Annotated in this window: 14 protein-coding genes; 3 read left to right on the top strand and 11 right to left on the bottom strand. The window is 49.1% G+C overall.

The genetic code is table 11. The features are described 5' to 3' along the window. Window positions 1-11 precede the first annotated feature (11 nt). The 4 genes from ACI48K_RS16750 to ACI48K_RS16735 all read right to left on the bottom strand — a co-directional run bounded on the left by ACI48K_RS16750 (window position 12) and on the right by ACI48K_RS16735 (window position 3,797). Complete coding sequence (locus ACI48K_RS16750) at window positions 12-1,076, bottom strand: glycoside hydrolase family 130 protein (RefSeq protein WP_475028816.1); 1,065 nt, start codon at window positions 1,074-1,076, stop codon at window positions 12-14. Between the two features lie 213 nt (window positions 1,077-1,289). Then, on the bottom strand, window positions 1,290-2,207 hold the full coding sequence (locus ACI48K_RS16745; protein WP_475028757.1) for an ArsR/SmtB family transcription factor: 918 nt from the start codon (window positions 2,205-2,207) through the stop codon (window positions 1,290-1,292). A gap of 329 nt (window positions 2,208-2,536) precedes the next feature. Then, complete coding sequence (locus ACI48K_RS16740; RefSeq protein ID WP_475028756.1) at window positions 2,537-3,280, bottom strand: hypothetical protein; 744 nt, start codon at window positions 3,278-3,280, stop codon at window positions 2,537-2,539. Next, window positions 3,267-3,797: an RNA polymerase sigma factor gene (locus ACI48K_RS16735; RefSeq protein ID WP_475028755.1), complete on the bottom strand. Its 531-nt coding sequence runs from the start codon at window positions 3,795-3,797 to the stop codon at window positions 3,267-3,269. Before ACI48K_RS16735 ends, ACI48K_RS16740 begins: the two co-directional genes overlap by 14 nt. Before the next feature lie 328 nt (window positions 3,798-4,125). Here ACI48K_RS16735 and sigJ point away from each other — a divergent pair, with 328 nt between their 5' ends. Then, a complete protein-coding gene (sigJ, locus tag ACI48K_RS16730; protein ID WP_475028754.1) occupies window positions 4,126-4,986 on the top strand; it encodes an RNA polymerase sigma factor SigJ in 861 nt (286 codons plus the stop codon). A 187-nt stretch (window positions 4,987-5,173) separates the two neighbouring features. Here sigJ and ACI48K_RS16725 read toward each other — a convergent pair whose 3' ends face one another. The 5 genes from ACI48K_RS16725 to ACI48K_RS16705 all read right to left on the bottom strand — a co-directional run bounded on the left by ACI48K_RS16725 (window position 5,174) and on the right by ACI48K_RS16705 (window position 12,259). Continuing rightward, window positions 5,174-5,653 carry a carboxymuconolactone decarboxylase family protein gene (locus ACI48K_RS16725; protein ID WP_475028753.1) on the bottom strand — a complete coding sequence of 160 codons (480 nt, stop codon included), beginning with the start codon at window positions 5,651-5,653 and terminating at the stop codon, window positions 5,174-5,176. Between the two features lie 347 nt (window positions 5,654-6,000). Next, the gene (locus ACI48K_RS16720; protein WP_475028752.1) at window positions 6,001-6,576 is read right to left on the bottom strand and encodes a GNAT family N-acetyltransferase; all 576 of its coding nucleotides are present in this window, start codon (window positions 6,574-6,576) and stop codon (window positions 6,001-6,003) included. A gap of 145 nt (window positions 6,577-6,721) precedes the next feature. Beyond that, on the bottom strand, window positions 6,722-7,573 hold the full coding sequence (locus ACI48K_RS16715) for an AraC family transcriptional regulator (protein ID WP_475028751.1): 852 nt from the start codon (window positions 7,571-7,573) through the stop codon (window positions 6,722-6,724). A gap of 1,072 nt (window positions 7,574-8,645) precedes the next feature. Then, the gene (locus ACI48K_RS16710; RefSeq protein WP_475028750.1) at window positions 8,646-9,488 is read right to left on the bottom strand and encodes an aldo/keto reductase; all 843 of its coding nucleotides are present in this window, start codon (window positions 9,486-9,488) and stop codon (window positions 8,646-8,648) included. Window positions 9,489-9,562: 74 nt separating this feature from the next. After that, complete coding sequence (locus tag ACI48K_RS16705; protein WP_475028749.1) at window positions 9,563-12,259, bottom strand: beta propeller repeat protein; 2,697 nt, start codon at window positions 12,257-12,259, stop codon at window positions 9,563-9,565. Between the two features lie 241 nt (window positions 12,260-12,500). Between ACI48K_RS16705 and ACI48K_RS16700 the strand changes: the two genes are divergently transcribed. Both ACI48K_RS16700 and ACI48K_RS16695 read left to right on the top strand, forming a co-directional pair. After that, window positions 12,501-12,980 (top strand): DUF6530 family protein, encoded by a 480-nt coding sequence (locus ACI48K_RS16700; protein WP_475028748.1) that lies wholly within the window; start codon window positions 12,501-12,503, stop codon window positions 12,978-12,980. Between the two features lie 42 nt (window positions 12,981-13,022). Further along, on the top strand, window positions 13,023-13,388 hold the full coding sequence (locus tag ACI48K_RS16695; protein ID WP_475028747.1) for a GIY-YIG nuclease family protein: 366 nt from the start codon (window positions 13,023-13,025) through the stop codon (window positions 13,386-13,388). Between the two features lie 80 nt (window positions 13,389-13,468). Here ACI48K_RS16695 and ACI48K_RS16690 read toward each other — a convergent pair whose 3' ends face one another. Both ACI48K_RS16690 and ACI48K_RS16685 read right to left on the bottom strand, forming a co-directional pair. Further along, window positions 13,469-15,196, bottom strand: coding sequence for an MGH1-like glycoside hydrolase domain-containing protein (locus ACI48K_RS16690; RefSeq protein ID WP_475028746.1), 1,728 nt, complete (start codon window positions 15,194-15,196; stop codon window positions 13,469-13,471). Window positions 15,197-15,269: 73 nt separating this feature from the next. Then, window positions 15,270-16,082 (bottom strand): carbohydrate ABC transporter permease, encoded by an 813-nt coding sequence (locus ACI48K_RS16685; protein ID WP_475028745.1) that lies wholly within the window; start codon window positions 16,080-16,082, stop codon window positions 15,270-15,272. Between the last annotated feature and the right edge of the window lies 1 nt (window position 16,083).

The following is a 16,083-nucleotide window of genomic DNA, read 5'->3' as shown; positions in this document are numbered from 1 at the left end:
GATCCAACCTTTCATTGGCTACCATGTAATGTTGTGACTGATGCGGTTTCGTATCCTTTAATACCGTTACTTCGCTTGCTTCCTTCCAGACAGAGCCGGACCAAATCGTCTACATGCGCAGTAGCCAGGCATTCTACGGTATCGGCGGCTCCGTAGTAGATTTTGACTTCGCCATTGTCTTCCAAGATCATGCCGCCAGGGAATATAACATCATTGCGAAAGCCGCCTGACGTCTCGTAAGGAGCTTCGGGCGCCAGCAACGGCTCGTGATACATCCCGACAACCCGTCTTGGATCGTCCGCGTCAAGCAACATGATGCCGGCACTGTACCGCTTGGTCCAGGCTGCTTCCCAGCCATTCTTGCCACGCTGCGGATCAATGTCGACCGTGTGGAAAGTCGTCAGCCAGCCATGCTTCGTGCGGATGGGCGGGGCTCCCGGCCCGATCTTGTCATTGGCGAAGCCGACGTCCTCAACGCCGACTACCAGGGAGGATTGTCCCCAGTAGATCAAGTCCGGGGACGACGACAGCCAGATATCGAACCGGTCGCGCCCGCCCCGCGAGTAGACGGGCATCGGCCGCTCCAATCGGACATAGTGATCATTCACCTTTTCGGGGAACAGCACCATGTTGCGGTTATCCGGCGCACTCAAGGAAAGAACGTTAAACGTCTCGAAGTCTTCCGTCGACGCGATACCTCCGCGCACGCCGTGGCGGGTGTCCACGGCGAAGCATACGTACACCTTGCCGTTTATAACGGTCAACCTGGGATCATACACGCGGCTGACTTCCTCGTCGTGCCATTGCCAGCAAGGCTTGGGCTGCACGTCCCAATGAATGCCGTCTCGGCTGAACGCCAGGCCTAAATTGGTTGTATGGCCCGGCGCCACCTGCTCGATCGAAGCATCGCCGTAATCGTTTCGGAACACCATCACATAGCGGCCTTCGTATTTGGCCACGCCGGCATTAAACACCATGGCCGGACCGTAGGGTACCTGATGCGGGGCTAGAACAGGATTACCGGAATAGCGCTGTACAACCGGCGCCGAACGCAGTGGGACCATCGAAGAATCCATAAACATCGGTCATCTTCCTCTCTCTTGAAATGCGAGGCCTCGCCGTTAAGGCGAAGCCCCGAATCTTTCTTATTGTTGACTTGCGTACCCGTCGTTCACTTACCAACAATAATTGCGCTTACATGAATCGCGTTTAAAAAAATCCCTTCGACGCACTAATTATAACATTATTTATTGTTTTATAACAACTATTTTTGTACATATATTTCTCGATCAATTCGTATTTCCGTATTGGATTTTCATAATAATATCCTGCTCGTAATTGCCGAATTTCTTGCCGAACAAGTTCATGCCGCCTTTATTCAGTGCGTCTTTCTTTACTCCGATTTTTACGGAAATATAAGGCTTTTTCGATAGCTTCAGCTCTTCGATGTTTATATCCGATACTCGGGTCCCGTCGATATAAGATCCGGTATCGTTGATTCTCCACCGCTTTAACAACCCGTACTGGGTATTGTGGGTTTCCCACCAGGTCGGGGTGAGGAACCCTCTTTGATTGCCGAAATCGCCGGGAGAAGTCCAGGTTCCGATTTCCACGTTATTGATCCAAAGGGTGATATCCGACGGCCAGTCCAATTTGGAATAAGGAGCTTCCGAACAGATTTCCGCGGAGATTTCGAGCCCTTTGCATTCCTTCCCATAAGGGATCCGGTTCGGGAATCTGTACTCGACATGTCCCGCTCTGAACCATAACAATTGGGTGGCTTTACGCTCGGGTTCATAGAAGCTTCTCGGATCGTCCTGCAGTCCCAGGATTTTCTCGGCGCTCAGCAGGCCGCAGGTCGGCTCCACTTCGCAGTCCACGTAATCGCCGATCGGCATTTCGATACTCACGCTGTCTTCTTTAGCCGGCTGTTCCGAATACAAGTCCACGATAATTCTTTCGTACCTGCTGGAACTGATCTTTTGGCTGCCTCTTCCCGGAACCATTTCCGTCGTAATCAACCCGGCGTCCTCCAGTTTTTTGACGTTCACCGCCGTGGTCGAAAAAGGGAGATCGAGTTTTTCTGCGATTTCGTTCACGTTAAGTGGCCCGTCATTCAGCATTTGCATAATTCGCATACGATGCTCGTTTGCCAAAGCCTTGATCACGTCCATCGCTTTATCATAAGAGAGTTGCAAGATTCTCATTCTACCCATCATCCTTTTATTACGATTTTTATTGATATAATACCATATCCACTTCAATTAATCATGATATTATTCGAGCCCATACCCATTTGTTAGTCGTGCCCTCCCTGGCCCTATTGATCGGGCTGAAGATGGATGGGACGGAAAAAGCAGCCTCATCCTCACCCGAGAATGGGCTGCTCTCTTACTCTTTTACCCTACTCTACATATTTGAAGAGACCCTATGAAAAAAGATCACACATATGAGGCATGAGTTGGCCCCCTTAGCGAAAAAAGATACTGACAGTTTACGCCAGTATCTTTTGTTGCCGATTGAGCCCCTCCAGGCCTTATCGATAAACATTACTCGATATGATGTTGCCATCTTCATCCAGTCCCTCGACCCTGTAGTTCCCTTTCTTTGACGGCATATTAACGAACCAATACGTATATCCGTCTTTGTGATTAAGCAATTTCCCTTGGTACGTTTGATTCTGATCGTCAACGACCCGGACCTCGCGAACCTCCGAATCCGTCGTGACTCCGACAAAAATAGAGATATCATCCAGCACAAATCTGCCGCTGAGCAGTTTTTCCTCCGATTTTTCCTGGTGGGGGTCCCCAAAACTGGAGGTGGCCTGCTGCTTTGGTTCCCATTGATTCGAATTCGAATCCTTCGCAAATTCGTCGACCTGCAGCACAATGCTCCGAAATCCTTGATATTCGGATAACCAACGGCTAAACACCAGCATCACATCGTCCCCAACTTCTTGTTTCAGCAAGATCTCGTTATGCGGGTTATTTGTACTGACGGCATCCTGCCAAAAGCTGTCCAAGACAGGCGGACCCGCCTCGCCGCGGCCGAGTTTCTCCTGAACATATCCCAAAGAGTTGGTCATGAACAGAAGGACGACCGCCAAGCATAACACACCAAACCCCGCTACCGAAAAACGAAAAAGTCCCGAACTCTTCCTGCGGGCGGCGGAGGCAAGAACTTGGTTTCTGACGCTTGCTTTCAGCTCATCCGAAAACCCTTCCGAACGAAGCGGATTCCCCTGCAGCGCTTCATACCATGCCGGATCAGACGGTTTCATAGTGATACCCCTCCTTCAATAAGACGGACATTTTCTTGCGGGCCGCGAACAATCTCGACTTCACCGTTCCCTCGGGAATCTGAAGGACTTGCGCGATTTCGGTTATGGACAGCTCATATTTGGCTTGCAGCAGCAAAACCTCCCGGTATTTGGCCGGCAAACTCAATAATTGCCTCCAGACCTCGTTCGCCGCCTCGTTCTCCAGAAAGGATTGCTCCGCCGAATCGTCATTTCCCTTTGACATGACGACATCCACCAACAGCACTTTGCGAAAAAACGCCGACTTCCGGTAGTTGTAGCTGATGTTTCGCGTAATCTTCAGCAGCCATGTTTTTAGGGAAGCTTCTCCCCTGAACGTGGTGAAATGCTGATAAGCCTGCAGAAACACATCTTGAGTAATGTCATCCGCCATGCTGCGATTTTTTGTCAATGAGTAAGCAAAATTCCAAATATCCCGTCCAAACGTATTCATAAGCTCTTCCAGCTTACCCGGATCCATATCGACGATGGGTTGCATATATCCCTCGTTCACGTTCTCACCTCAATCATATAGACAATTCACCATCTATATTGGTTCACCTTTTCAGCGTCCTTATTGTAGCAAACAAAAAAGACACTGAGAGTGTCTTTTCAGGTTTGCATAACTTCAATCCCTTTGGGCAAATCATTAAGGGGAACGAAGGAACAAAGCTCATTAAAAGGCCCGAATATGTTGGACAACTGTGGGGCGCCCTTGTAAAATTTGGAATTAAGGAATGTCACGGGATTACACCTTACCTCGTTTTATTTCTAAGGCTTATTTGGCAATAGGCTTAATATACGGGAAACCGATTGGACGTGAAGATATGAAGGAGCTGTATCAGAAGTATAAAGGGCTGCTCTTTAAGCTCGCCTATCAGCTGACCGGATCCGTTGCGGACGCGGAGGATGTCGTACAGGATGTTTTTCTGAAAGTCGCCGATATCCCGCCGGAGAAGCTGACGGAACCTAAAGCTTATCTGTGTAAAATGGTGACGAACCGTTGTCGGGATTTGCACAAATCGGCACGCAAAAAACGGGAGCAATATTATGGAGAATGGCTGCCGGAGCCCTTGCACAGCATGAATGACGATGCGATGGATGCGGTCGTCCTTGACGATCAGCTATCCTATGCGATGCTGGTTCTGCTTGAACGGCTGTCGCCGACGGAACGCATCGTATTCGTGCTTCGGGAAGCGCTTGGCTTCGAATATCATGAAATTGCCGAGCTCGTGGAGAAGAGCGAAGTGAACTGTCGCAAAATATTCAGTCGGGCCAGCGCGAAAATGGGGATTCCCGAAGAAGAACAGCTTGTTCTTTCGGAAGCAGCCACCCCCGAGCTTGTCCAAGGCTTCCTGAGCGCCCTTAAACAAGGCAACCTCGACCAGATCTTATCCATTCTGGATCAGGAAGTCGTGCTTGTGTCCGATGGCGGAGGCAAAGTCTCGGCCGTTGCCGAACCGATCTCTACAAGAGAATTGGTTGCGCAGTTCCTGCTTGGCCCATTGCGCTATGCATCGACGGTCGATGGAGTTCTGATCGAGGTCGTTCGGATGAACGGACAACCTGCGTTTGTTCTTCGATCCGGCGAAGGGATCCATACCGTCGGGATTGTTCATGTGGAAGAGAATCGAATCCGCAACATTTATATTGTCAGAAATCCGGACAAGTTAAAATATGCGGGATAAAAAAACGAAACACAAAGACCCTTGGCAGGTTCTTTGTGCTTCTGTTTATAGCGCCGACCTTTTACAGAAATCAGCCTTGCGACTGAACGAGCCAATCGTTGAAACGCGTTGGGTAACCCGTTAGACAGGCAAGATTGTCATATTCTCTACAAAAAACAAAACCCGCTTCATCTGCTTTTACAGTCGCTTAGCTCAGGCCGGCTTTCGTCAATCCGAATGCGGCGTCGGCAGAACCCGGTACGCTTTTGAGAGCGATATTAATACGGTTCCAGGCATTGATCGTCATGATGGAGAAGGTGAGATCCGAAATTTCTTTCTCGGACAATTGCCCGCGAACGCGGTCATAAATTTCATCGGGTACGCCATGCTCCGGCAGCTTGGTCAAAACCTCGGTCCATGCCAGCGCAGCCCGTTCGCGCGGACTAAACAGCGTGGATTCGCGCCAAATCGGGATGTGGTAAAGACGCAGTTCGCTTTCGCCATTGATTTTGGCCTGTTTGACATGCATATCCAGGCAAAAACCGCAGCCGTTCATTTGCGAAGCTCTGATGTGAACGAGATCAAGAACCTTCTCTTCAATGGAACTGTCCTTTTCGGCATTGCTCAGTTCCATCATTTTTTTGAAAAATTCCGGGGATTGCTGCATGTAGTTTATACGTTGTGCCATATCTTCTCTACCTCACTTTTCGAATGGAAGTTTATGATTTCAAAAACAATATTCTAGCTTAACTCCACCTCCCGTGTTCATTGCGATCCGTAAATATAACGACGATGCGATTCTTTTTGTGACGCGAATGAGTTGACATGAATGATTCGAGTTCAATCACGCATGTTATGGTTATCGTTTGAAAGCGCACAGCGTGATGCCCGCTCTATCCGCTTTGCGTTTCATACATATAACGACGATGCTTATCAATCCGTGACATTGGGAGCGGTTCTCCGCGTTGTTTGTAACGGCTAGTTATATAAAAAGACCACCCCGTGTGAATGGATGGCCTTTGAAAAAAACAATTATTAATTTTCGGGATGATATTCCGCCCTTAAGATACTGTAAATTTGGAGATCTACTATTCCCTTGCCAGACCATAAAGACGCTTGTCGCAAGGTACCCTCTTTGAGGAAGCCATTTTTCAACAACACTTTTTGGGAGGCATGATTTGCGGGCATTACTTCCGCTTGTATTCGATTCACGTTTACTTCTTCAAATAAATATCGCAGAAGCAGGTCTACGGCTTGAGTTGCAATTCCCTTTCCCCAGTAGGATTCGGCCAGGAAATACCCTATTGTGACCATATCAACTTTCTGATTAAAATCAACAGCCTCAATGATTCCAACAAGCTTCTCCTCTTCTGCTTGGAGAAATATTCCCCATTTGACCCTGGTTTTTTTATTGAAATCCCGCTCAAAATGTCCAATCATGTTCATTACGGTTTCTTTATTATGCTTAGGAATAATTCCGCAGTATTCAAATACCCGGTCATTGTTATAGATTTCAAAGACGCCTTCCAGGTGGGTTTCTGCCACTTTTTTAAGTACTATGGTTTCGGATTGGATTACAGGAAATTGACCAAAAACGGTATGAATATTCAATAGTTCCACCTTCCTTAATTACCATTTGGCAGGCAATCGTTAGCTATATAAGTTGAACTAAAGATTGAATGCGTATAATGGCAGCCGTGAGAAATCTTCTTTCGATCGCTGTTGTTCCCGGATTTCTTTGATTTGCTAAATTCGTTTATCTCTTAACAACCGGTACCCATAGTTCATTCTTATCTTCCTCTATAGGCAGGTAGCATTCAATTGCCGGTAGATTAGCAAGATCATACGAAGAAACGGGGACCCACTCTGTGTAGAGTCGTTTCCATATGTCCTGAATTTGATTTGGAGATCCAGGCGCCTCAAAAACCGCCCATGTTGCTTTCGGAAAGTCCATTTTCACCATGCCTTCCGGGGGGAACCGGTCAGAAGTAATCCCTAGAATGTAGTCAAATTCTTCATTTTTGCCGAACTCTCCATTGGCACAGACACCTAAAATCCCTCTGACCTTATGGTCTTCATTCCGAATTTCCCATAGCTGCTCAAAAACCCCCTTCTCTCTTGCAGCACGCCATATGGGGGGCACCATTTCAAAGGCATGTTCGGTGTTGATACGGTTCTTGATTCCTACGATCGTAAACGGATCAACTTCTTCAATCCTGTAGTTCATTTCCACAACCCCTATAATCGAGAGTTGAAAGGACATTCGGGGGAAGGCTTTAAGTTTCGTGCCCGCTTGGCGTGCGGCAGTTGGAGTTGTCCCGTGCAAATTCTGAAAAGCACGCGCAAAGGCCTCCGGCGAATCGTAGCCATATTTGAGTGCGAGATCAATTACTTTTATACCGCTATTCTGAAGCTCAAAGGCCGCTAAAGTGAGGCGGCGCCGTCTAATATACTCCGACAATGAAACCTCGGTAATAAAAGAAAACATACGCTGAAAATGATATGCCGAGTAACACGCGGCTTTAGCTATTTCCGAATAAGCGATTTCTTCGGTAATATGATCTTCGATATAATTGATCGCCTCATTCATTCTTGAAACCCAATCCATTCCACTACATCCTCTCGACACTCAATATAAAACATGGCGAAAAATAAAGCCTTGCAATCCGTGCACAAAAATTGCAAGGTAATTCTTTTAATAGCTAAGTAACAAAAAGCATACAGGCCTATTGTACTAGCAGGAATTGGGAATTAAAAGAAGTTATTGTCGACGATGTGATGCATTCCTGGGTTTCTACCCGAAAATCATTCTTGAAATATTTCTCGTCTCAATTTAAAGGCAAAAGGAGGGTGTACTTCTGTCATCTACGATGATTTTGGGGACACACGCTTGGGACAAGCTTGGGGCAACCCCTTTCGGTTCTTCAGCTTATGGGAGACGGGCGACCGTTCCTCCTCGCCAGTTCTGCCATTTAAAATAGCGGTATTTTAAGGCCCTATCTCCACTGGTGGCCCCTTCTCGCGAAAAATAGCGCCTTTTGGGGGCCTTATTTCTTCAGAAGAGCTCCTTTTCCCCTCGATTTTAGCCGTTTTACCGAAAATAAGACCATTTTACACCGCTATTTTATGGAAAATGCCGTTTCGGAGTGAAATAAGGCCGTTTGGTACCTCTATTCGCAAAATCGTCGTTTGCCGTTTATTGTTTATTCCAAGGCCAGGCCGTCAAGTATGTCAATCCCGGAACAGATGGGGTGCACGCCAGCTGCATACAAGCAACTCGTCCTTAAAGCCAAGCTCGCGCCAGCTGACCGGCCCGCCGGCGAGGCGCGGCCGCTCGCGACCCAGCGCTTCGCTTGGCGGGTCTCGCAGTCGCCCGCATACCTGTGCTCCGTGCATCAAGGGCAAGCGAGGATTCCTGTGTTTTCTGCCTTGAGGCTTGTCGAAAGCAAACCTCAAGATCGGATCGCTTTCACTTGCCTGTCATTTGCTTAAGAAAGCGGCAATAGAATCAAAATTGACTCCTTTTTCAGTTATGCAAGCGGTTCACAAATGAGTCCATTTACTTTTGAGACAGCCTCTTCTTTACGGAAATGAAAAAGACACCTTAAAGGTGTCTTTCGCCTTATTCCATATGGAGGCGCAGGTAAAACCCCTGTCCAAAACCAGCGGCGCCTGGCGTATTATAATTCTTCATGCGTTCTTGGATCCTGTCCCCATAAGCGTCCGTTCTCGCTGCTGAACGCCGAGATGGCCTTCATTTCCTCTTCCGTCAATTCGAAATCGAAAATATCCAAATTCTCGGTCTGGTGCTTCAAAGAAGTAGCCTTCGGGATCGGAAGCGCTCCAAGCTGGATGTGCCAACGCAAAATCGTTTGCGTGATGGTCTTCCCATGAGCCGCGGCAATTTCGCCAATCTTCTCATCCTTCAGCATGCTGTGACCTCGGCCCAGAGGGCTCCACGATTCCGTAATGATGCCGAGTTCGGCATCTTTCGCACGCTGATGCTCTTGATCAAAATAGGGATGAAGCTCAACTTGATTCATGCTTGGCGCTACCCCGGTCTCCCGGACCAAACGCTCGTTATACTCCGGCAGGAAGTTGCAGACCCCGATGGAACGGATATAACCCCGCTTCTTCGCTTCAATCATCGCCTGCCAAGCTTCCACGTATAAATCGATTTTGGGGTTAGGCCAATGAATCAGGTATAGATCGTAATAATCCAGCCCCGCTCTATATAACGATTCTTCAATCGTTACAATGGCTTCCTGATAAGCATGCCGACGCCCCGGAAGTTTGGAACAGATGAGCAGTTCTTCTCTCGCCACGGAGCTCTGACGGACAGCCTGTCCGACAGCCCCCTCATTCTCATAGTTGAATGCCGTATCAATCAGACGATATCCTGCATCGATCGCGCTGGCGATCACCTTTACCCCGTCTGCACCTCTAAAACCGCCAGTACCGAATCCAATGGCGGGGACTTTCAAACCATCGTTCAACAGCTTTTCGGGAATAGACTGATTCAAGTAAACAACCTCCTCTGCATTTTAATTAGAAAATAGCATAGCTGAGCCGTTTAAGCAAAGTGGGTGTCAGTTACTTAATACTGAATGGTCAAATCCCCCATCAGTTCCGGACCTTCATCGGTCGTTATTGGCTTTGAGTTCAGCGTATAGTTAATGGCGACGCCGCCGATGGTGACCGTTTGCGTCACGGATTGCTTGCCGTTCAGAACCGACTGCAGCATAGAATTAACTTCATCCGCCGAGGCTCCGGTATGCCGCGCAATAATCTGGCTGGCCGCTTTCAGCTGTTTGGTATCAATCCCGTTGAAATATACCGGAATCTCCAGCTTATTGCGAAAATCTCCGGTCGGGTACGTCGCATATTCAATGCTTTCCGTGGTCGACAGGGAACAATACCAGCCATCGGCTCTTTCTTCATCCGACGTGTCGTAGCCGAACTGCTTCCCGATCTCTTCAACTGCGGCGATTCGCGGAGGGGCTTCCTTCTCGAACACCTCAGCAGCCTGCTGGGCAGCCTGTTGCTCCGGAGTCTTTCCAGCTTCGATCGGATGCTCAGGATCATATTTTATGGCGAACGGCGTGGTTTCTTCTTTCCATGGCTGCGCCGCGCCCGGCGGCTTCTTCGACACCAGGATCAGCCCGCCGTTACCCCCGGCAATGAATTTTCCCCCGTCCCACAGGACCGAAATAATTCCCTTGCCGCTTACGCTTGCGCTTCCGGTTAACGTAAATTTAATCCCGTCGCCGGACACATAAAGCCCCTTCGGGCCTTTCGCCACATATTGGTTGCCGTTCGCGGCTATGCTTGGAATGTATTCGCTGCGGTCCTGCTTCATCTTCCACTGCACCCCGTTTGTGGAAGTGGCGACGACGCCTTTGTTCTTTTCATAGGTCAGATTGGTTGAGTATGCATGACCGGCGACGGTGATGAACTGTTTTCCGTCCCACAGCACATCCTCCGCCGTGAAACGGTATTTCACTTTTCCGTCCTCAAGGACCGCCTTCTTCCAGGTCAATCCATCCGTTGAAGTGTACACCTGTTGCCATGAAATATGCTCTTTGGCTCCGTCTGGGGTTTCCCCATTTGCCGAAATGCCAATGAACATATTGCCGTTTCGGATGATCTTCTCCATCCGCGGCTTATATGGGACCAGCTTGCTCCAGCTTAGTCCATCCGTCGAAGTCATGTACCCGTCATAGGTATTGACATAGAATTTTCCGGCTTGATAGGATATGCCATAACAGATTTCCACTTTCACCGGGAATTCCTTCTTTTCCCAAACGCCCGGGCTCGGCGAATAAAAATAGTCTTTGTCTCCGCTGATCACCGCCCCAATGTTCTCTCCGGCAAGCAGCAGAACCGTGCCTTTCCCTGCGGCTGCTCCTTCCCATAAATACTCATAGGCTTCATTTATTTCTACGGGCTTCCAGTCATAGCCGTTCTGGGATTCCAGAATGTCTCCGCTATCGCCTGCAGCCATATATCGGGAACCTCCGTCATGGACCAGGTATTCCACATCCATTCCCAGCCGCTGCCGGACGACCTCGGCATTCTTCATCGTGTCGGAGACAATAATCGTTCCGCGATTGCCGACTTCAATATATTGTTTGCCGTCAAAGAGGATTTTGTTGATGTTCGCCTTCTCGCCGGCTTCATCTTCACCAGAGAACGGTTGAAAGAATTCATAGGCATCCGACCATCGCTCCCATTGCTTGCCATCGTCGGAGCGCAGCACCAGCCCGCGATACCCCGCGATCCAATACTGCTTTCCATCCCATATGATACTGTTCATTATAAGCCCCGAAAAACCCGGTGATTTGCCGTACTGTGCCTGAGATTCCGCATTATCCTCCCATCCCAGTTCTTTGTTGTTGATAACCTCCGTCCAATCCACGCCATCCTGGGAAGTATAGATTACCCCGGTGTACATGCTTACGTTGCCGTCCCAAGCGATCGCCGTATAGGTGCCGTTGGCATAGACAATATCCTCCAGCCCTGCTGCCGTTCGTTTGCGGAGTCCGGCCGGAACAATCTCTTTCCAGGTAACAAGGTCCGTCGACTGGTATAAGGCGCGGTCGGCCAAGATCATATATTTTTTCCCGTCGAAAATAATTTTTTTGCCCAAAGAAGCATCAACCAGGCGCATGCTCCAGGTGCTGCCGTCAGTAGAGGTCATGATGACCCGCTCACTCAAAGTGGCCGACGCCTTCTCGCTCTTGCTCCCCGCTTTGCGGGTGCCGGTGCTCAGCGTCCAATCTCCGATCGCCACGAACCGCTTGCCGTCCCAAATGACGCTGTCAACGAATAGAGCAGAGGAAGGCAGCGCGCTTTTCCAATTAATCGTATAATCTTTATTCTCCCGTTTCTGATTATCAACTGAGACCAGTTCGCTTAAAGTGTAGGAACGGTTCAGCTTTCCGTTTGTCCAGGTATAGCCGTCCTTGGAGACCCGAATTGCCCCCTTGCTGCCCCCGGCGACAAACCCCGTACCGTTTGTGGCGACGGTATAATAATTCTCCGTCCCTTGCGGAAGCGTCGACTGCCATGTTCTCCCTTCGGCTGAAGTCAGAATGGTCCCTTCCTGCCCTACCGCTACATATGTACGGTTATCGTTGACAACGACATCGTAGAGGTTATTGGACTCGGAGGATTGCGCGGCTTTATACCACTGGATGGAGCTAGCCGCCGCTGCCGCCTTGGAGCCTCCGGCCACCGGCCAAGGAAGCAGAAGCGCGCAGATGAACAATAATGCCAAACCTTTTTTTCCCAAAAATCATCAACTCCATATGTTTGATACTTGCTTGTAAAACGGCCCTCTTATGTATGTATGCAGCTAAAAATAGTAGGGTAATTATACCAAATCGCGTGCTGTGGTCTATATAATTCTTTTCACTATGTTTGTGCCGTCAACAAAACGGGAAAAACGAGTTGACTAACGATGAAAACGAAGATAAAATCAAGCAGTAATTTAGTAAATTAGTAATTCAGTAAATGGAATGAGGGAAGAAAAAATGAAAATACCTACTACCTTAAAACATAAACCTGTTGTCGTGTCGGAAAATTATGAGCAGGTTGATGGGCGACTTGCCGGGAATACGGACGCAAAAGGCCTTTCTTTAGGGTTGGCCCAGTGGAACGATAGAGGCAAAGTCGATATTTCCGCCAAGGTATGGAGATACACGGGAGAAAAATGGTCAAGGCAATCGGAGGAGCTGCCTCTCCATCGCGTTCTTGATTTGTCCATTCTGATTTGCCGGTCTTTAGAGCATTTTCGCGAGGCATACAGATATGAGCATCTATATAACCCTCAGGAGCCTGTCATCGAGCGGGTTGGCCTGCAAGGGAATGCCATGACTGTGGCGATATGTACCGACAATGAAAGAATCAATGAAGATATTAAGCTGTTCAGCCAAGCCCTGAGCAACGACGATGAGATGATTAGCGAACGACTGCGCACGTTATCAAAAGTATTAAAAGATATGGGGTATTAAAATGTTTTTCAATCGTTTCATTGGCCAAGAGGAGGAATAAACATGGAGAAAAATCGGCGGAAGGAACTTCTTGAGGATTACAAGCAGATCAAGACTTATATGGGCGTTGCTCAAATCAAGAACACAATCAACGGCAAAATCTTCATCGACAGCTATCCGAATTTGAAAAACAAATGGTTCACCCTGAAGATGCAGTTAGATGAGGGGAGATTCGTAAACACTCAACTGCAGAAAGACTGGAAAGAGTTCGGAGCCGATGCATTTGCCTATGAGGTGCTGCAGCAGAAGGAAGCCGGCAAGGTGACCGATATGCGCTGGGAGCAGAAGCAGCTTCTGAAGGCTTGGCTGGAAAAGTTACAACCCTACGGTGATACGGGATATAATAAGCCTCCTAAGGATTTAAATTGATTTTGCAGACAAAAAAAGGAAGGAATTAGAGATTAAGAAACCCGTCAATTGAAAAATTGGCGGGTTTAGTGATTTTGTAGCTACAATTCCCGGGCGCTCTCGACCTGCGTCTGTCCGGCAGGACTTAAATAATCGCGCAGGAAAATCAAGAAAACGCTTGTCGACCAGGTGTAACCGGTATCCCGCAAGGCTCGGCCGTTCAAAGCGCTGTAGTTCTCGGCGAACCCGGACGCGGAGCAGACCTTGCAGAAGATCTCAGCATTTTCCCGGGCTTCTTGTTCATATCCGTTTCTTCGCAAAATTTCCGATACAATGTAGGCCAAAGGAGGCCAGACCGCGCCTCTCCAGTAGCCGTCTTCTTGAAAGAATTCGCTGTCCAGCGCTTCGGAAGCATACCCGTTTGCCGTTCGGAAGCGATTGAGCTCCAGCAAGGAAGCAAGCATATGCTCACGCAATGGATTCGGCAGTCTGTCGCCCAGCAGCAGAGGAATATACAGCATAAGGCTGGTTGTGCCGACGATTGTGTTCTCCGGAACTTTTCGGGCAATCAGGTTATCTTGATCGACGAGCGTCGCCAGCATCTTTGACAACAGACCGGCGGCTTTTTGCTCCCAGTCCGCAGCTTCTTCCGGCTCATTCAGCTTCAGGGCCGTCTGCTTCAGGAAATCCATTTGCAGGATCAACCAAGTGCAAAGATCGGGCGATTGGACCGGGATGCCTTCGGCAAACACCGTTCCATTATCCCACCCCGAATCATTACCGTGATAATAGAGCGGAATCCCGTCGGCACCGCCTCGATAGCCGAGCCACCAGCCGGTAAGCTTCGAGACGGAACGGTACAGTTCTCGCAATACCTCTTCCGTCGGGGCCGCATGCCTCATCATACGTTCCAGTATGAAGCCTTGAACGGGGGGTTTTACGAACCCCCTGATGATTTTGCGGGCGTGAAAGCAATCCGGGTAAGCACCGTCCTCGTCCTGAACATGAGCCATCGCCAAAAACTGGTCATAGGCAAGCTCCTCCCAGCCTTCGCACATGGCCAAAGCATTGAAAGCATAGTCCCAGCTCCAGATAAAGTTCATATAGGACTTGGTCATGAGCATGGCCGGAACCTTGACGTAGCCTTCGGGCTCAACCACCCCGGACCAATTGATGTAAAGGGCCAATTTCGCAAGCTCCGCATATTGTTCCGGGACACGAGGCATTTGGGATGCGAACCGGTCGAATTCTTCTCTTTTCGCCTGCACATTTTGTTGATAATCCCGATAAGGCTGCGGATGGAACGTGATATCGAATTGCACGAGTTGAAAATCAAGCTCCCCCGAATCGTCCGGGTATAATTGGAACGCATATCGCTCCTGTCCGATGCCTTGGCGATTCCAGACGGAATCGTTCCGGACCGTACCCTTACCGACGATCACCATTAAAGAAGAAGTGTCGCCGGCAAATTCCCACATATGGTCCTTGTGATAGATGATGCGATCATACTGCGTCAGCTTTTCTTTGTCGATCTGCACGCCGCAATTGCCGTTAAAATGAATCGTTCTGGCATTCTGATAACAAAACCTCAACTCTTCATCTTGTCCGATCAACCGGCAATCCGCCGGCGTACCGATCGCTTGATACGATACTTGCTTCCCTTGCTCATCAAGCAGCAAGATCGGATAATGCTCCTGATCGGCGAAGCTCCCGTACAAAATGCGCAAGCAAACCTTATTCCTATAAGCGCTATATTTATCAAAAGGATATGAAAACGCCGTGTACGCGCCATAGGTACTGAATGCCTGGCCATCCAAGCTGAATTCCACCAAAGTCAACATCCTCTCCGAGTTCCGCCGACGGAATTCGGATCATCCGCCGGCTTATTTTCTGATTATTCCGTCAGCCTTTAATGCCGGTACTCGCGATACCGCCTACGATATGACGCTGCGCCGCGAAGAAGATCGCCAGCGGCGGCAGGCAGATCAACGCCGTGACCGCCATGACGCCCCTCATGTCCACGCCGTATACGCCCCTGAACAAGGCGAGGCCCAGCGTCAGCGTATAGTTGCTTTGGTCGTTTAAGAAGATGAGCGGCCCCAGATAATCGTTCCAGCTGTTCAAGAATTGGAAGACGCCAACCAGAATGAGTGCCGGCGCCATCAATGGAATGATTAATCGGGTGAAAATCTGCAGCCGGTTCGCCCCGTCAATGCGCGCGGCCTCTTCCAGTTCAAGCGGAATGGTCATAATAAACTGTCGCATCAGAAAGATAAAGAACGGCGCGCCGAACCACGACGGCACAATCAATGTTTTCAACGTATTAATCCAGCCGAGGGAGTTGAATTCCATATACAGGGGAATCATCGTCACTTCCCATGGAATCATCATCGTCGCCAGCAGCAGGATAAACAGAAAGTCCTTGCCTTTAAATCGGAAACGGGCGAAGCCGTAAGCGGCCAGAGACGAAGAGATCAGTTGGCCGAGCAATGTCATGCCGGTGACCATCAAGGAGTTTTTCAAATAAATATGAAACGGCTGCGCTCTCCAGGCATCGATGAAATTTTCGAAGTGCAGCGTCGACGGAATCCATTTGGGCGGGAATAAATAAAGCTCGTCGGTCGCCTTCAACGCTGTCGTTACCATCCAGAAGAACGGCGCCAGGAACAAAATCGAGAATACAGCCAATAAGAGGTAATTCAAGCATCTGCGCATC

It is taken from the genome of Paenibacillus terrisolis (genome assembly GCF_056171975.1).
The sequence above is the reverse complement of the archived record's forward strand: the minus strand, read 5'-3'. Positions and strand labels throughout refer to the sequence as shown.

Bases quoted from the DNA above. Each gene is read 5' to 3' on its own strand.
- ACI48K_RS16735 (WP_475028755.1), bottom strand. From the start codon at position 3,797: ATGCAACCCATCGTCGATATGGATCCGGGTAAGCTGGAAGAGCTTATG.
- ACI48K_RS16740 (WP_475028756.1), bottom strand. From the start codon at position 3,280: ATGAAACCGTCTGATCCGGCATGGTATGAAGCGCTGCAGGGGAATCCG.
- sigJ (WP_475028754.1), top strand. From the start codon at position 4,126: ATGAAGGAGCTGTATCAGAAGTATAAAGGGCTGCTCTTTAAGCTCGCC.
- ACI48K_RS16695 (WP_475028747.1), top strand. From the start codon at position 13,023: ATGGAGAAAAATCGGCGGAAGGAACTTCTTGAGGATTACAAGCAGATC.
- ACI48K_RS16685 (WP_475028745.1), bottom strand. From the start codon at position 16,082: ATGCGCAGATGCTTGAATTACCTCTTATTGGCTGTATTCTCGATTTTG.
- ACI48K_RS16750 (WP_475028816.1), bottom strand. From the start codon at position 1,076: ATGGATTCTTCGATGGTCCCACTGCGTTCGGCGCCGGTTGTACAGCGC.
- ACI48K_RS16745 (WP_475028757.1), bottom strand. From the start codon at position 2,207: ATGAGAATCTTGCAACTCTCTTATGATAAAGCGATGGACGTGATCAAG.
- ACI48K_RS16715 (WP_475028751.1), bottom strand. From the start codon at position 7,573: ATGGATTGGGTTTCAAGAATGAATGAGGCGATCAATTATATCGAAGAT.
- ACI48K_RS16725 (WP_475028753.1), bottom strand. From the start codon at position 5,653: ATGGCACAACGTATAAACTACATGCAGCAATCCCCGGAATTTTTCAAA.
- ACI48K_RS16700 (WP_475028748.1), top strand. From the start codon at position 12,501: ATGAAAATACCTACTACCTTAAAACATAAACCTGTTGTCGTGTCGGAA.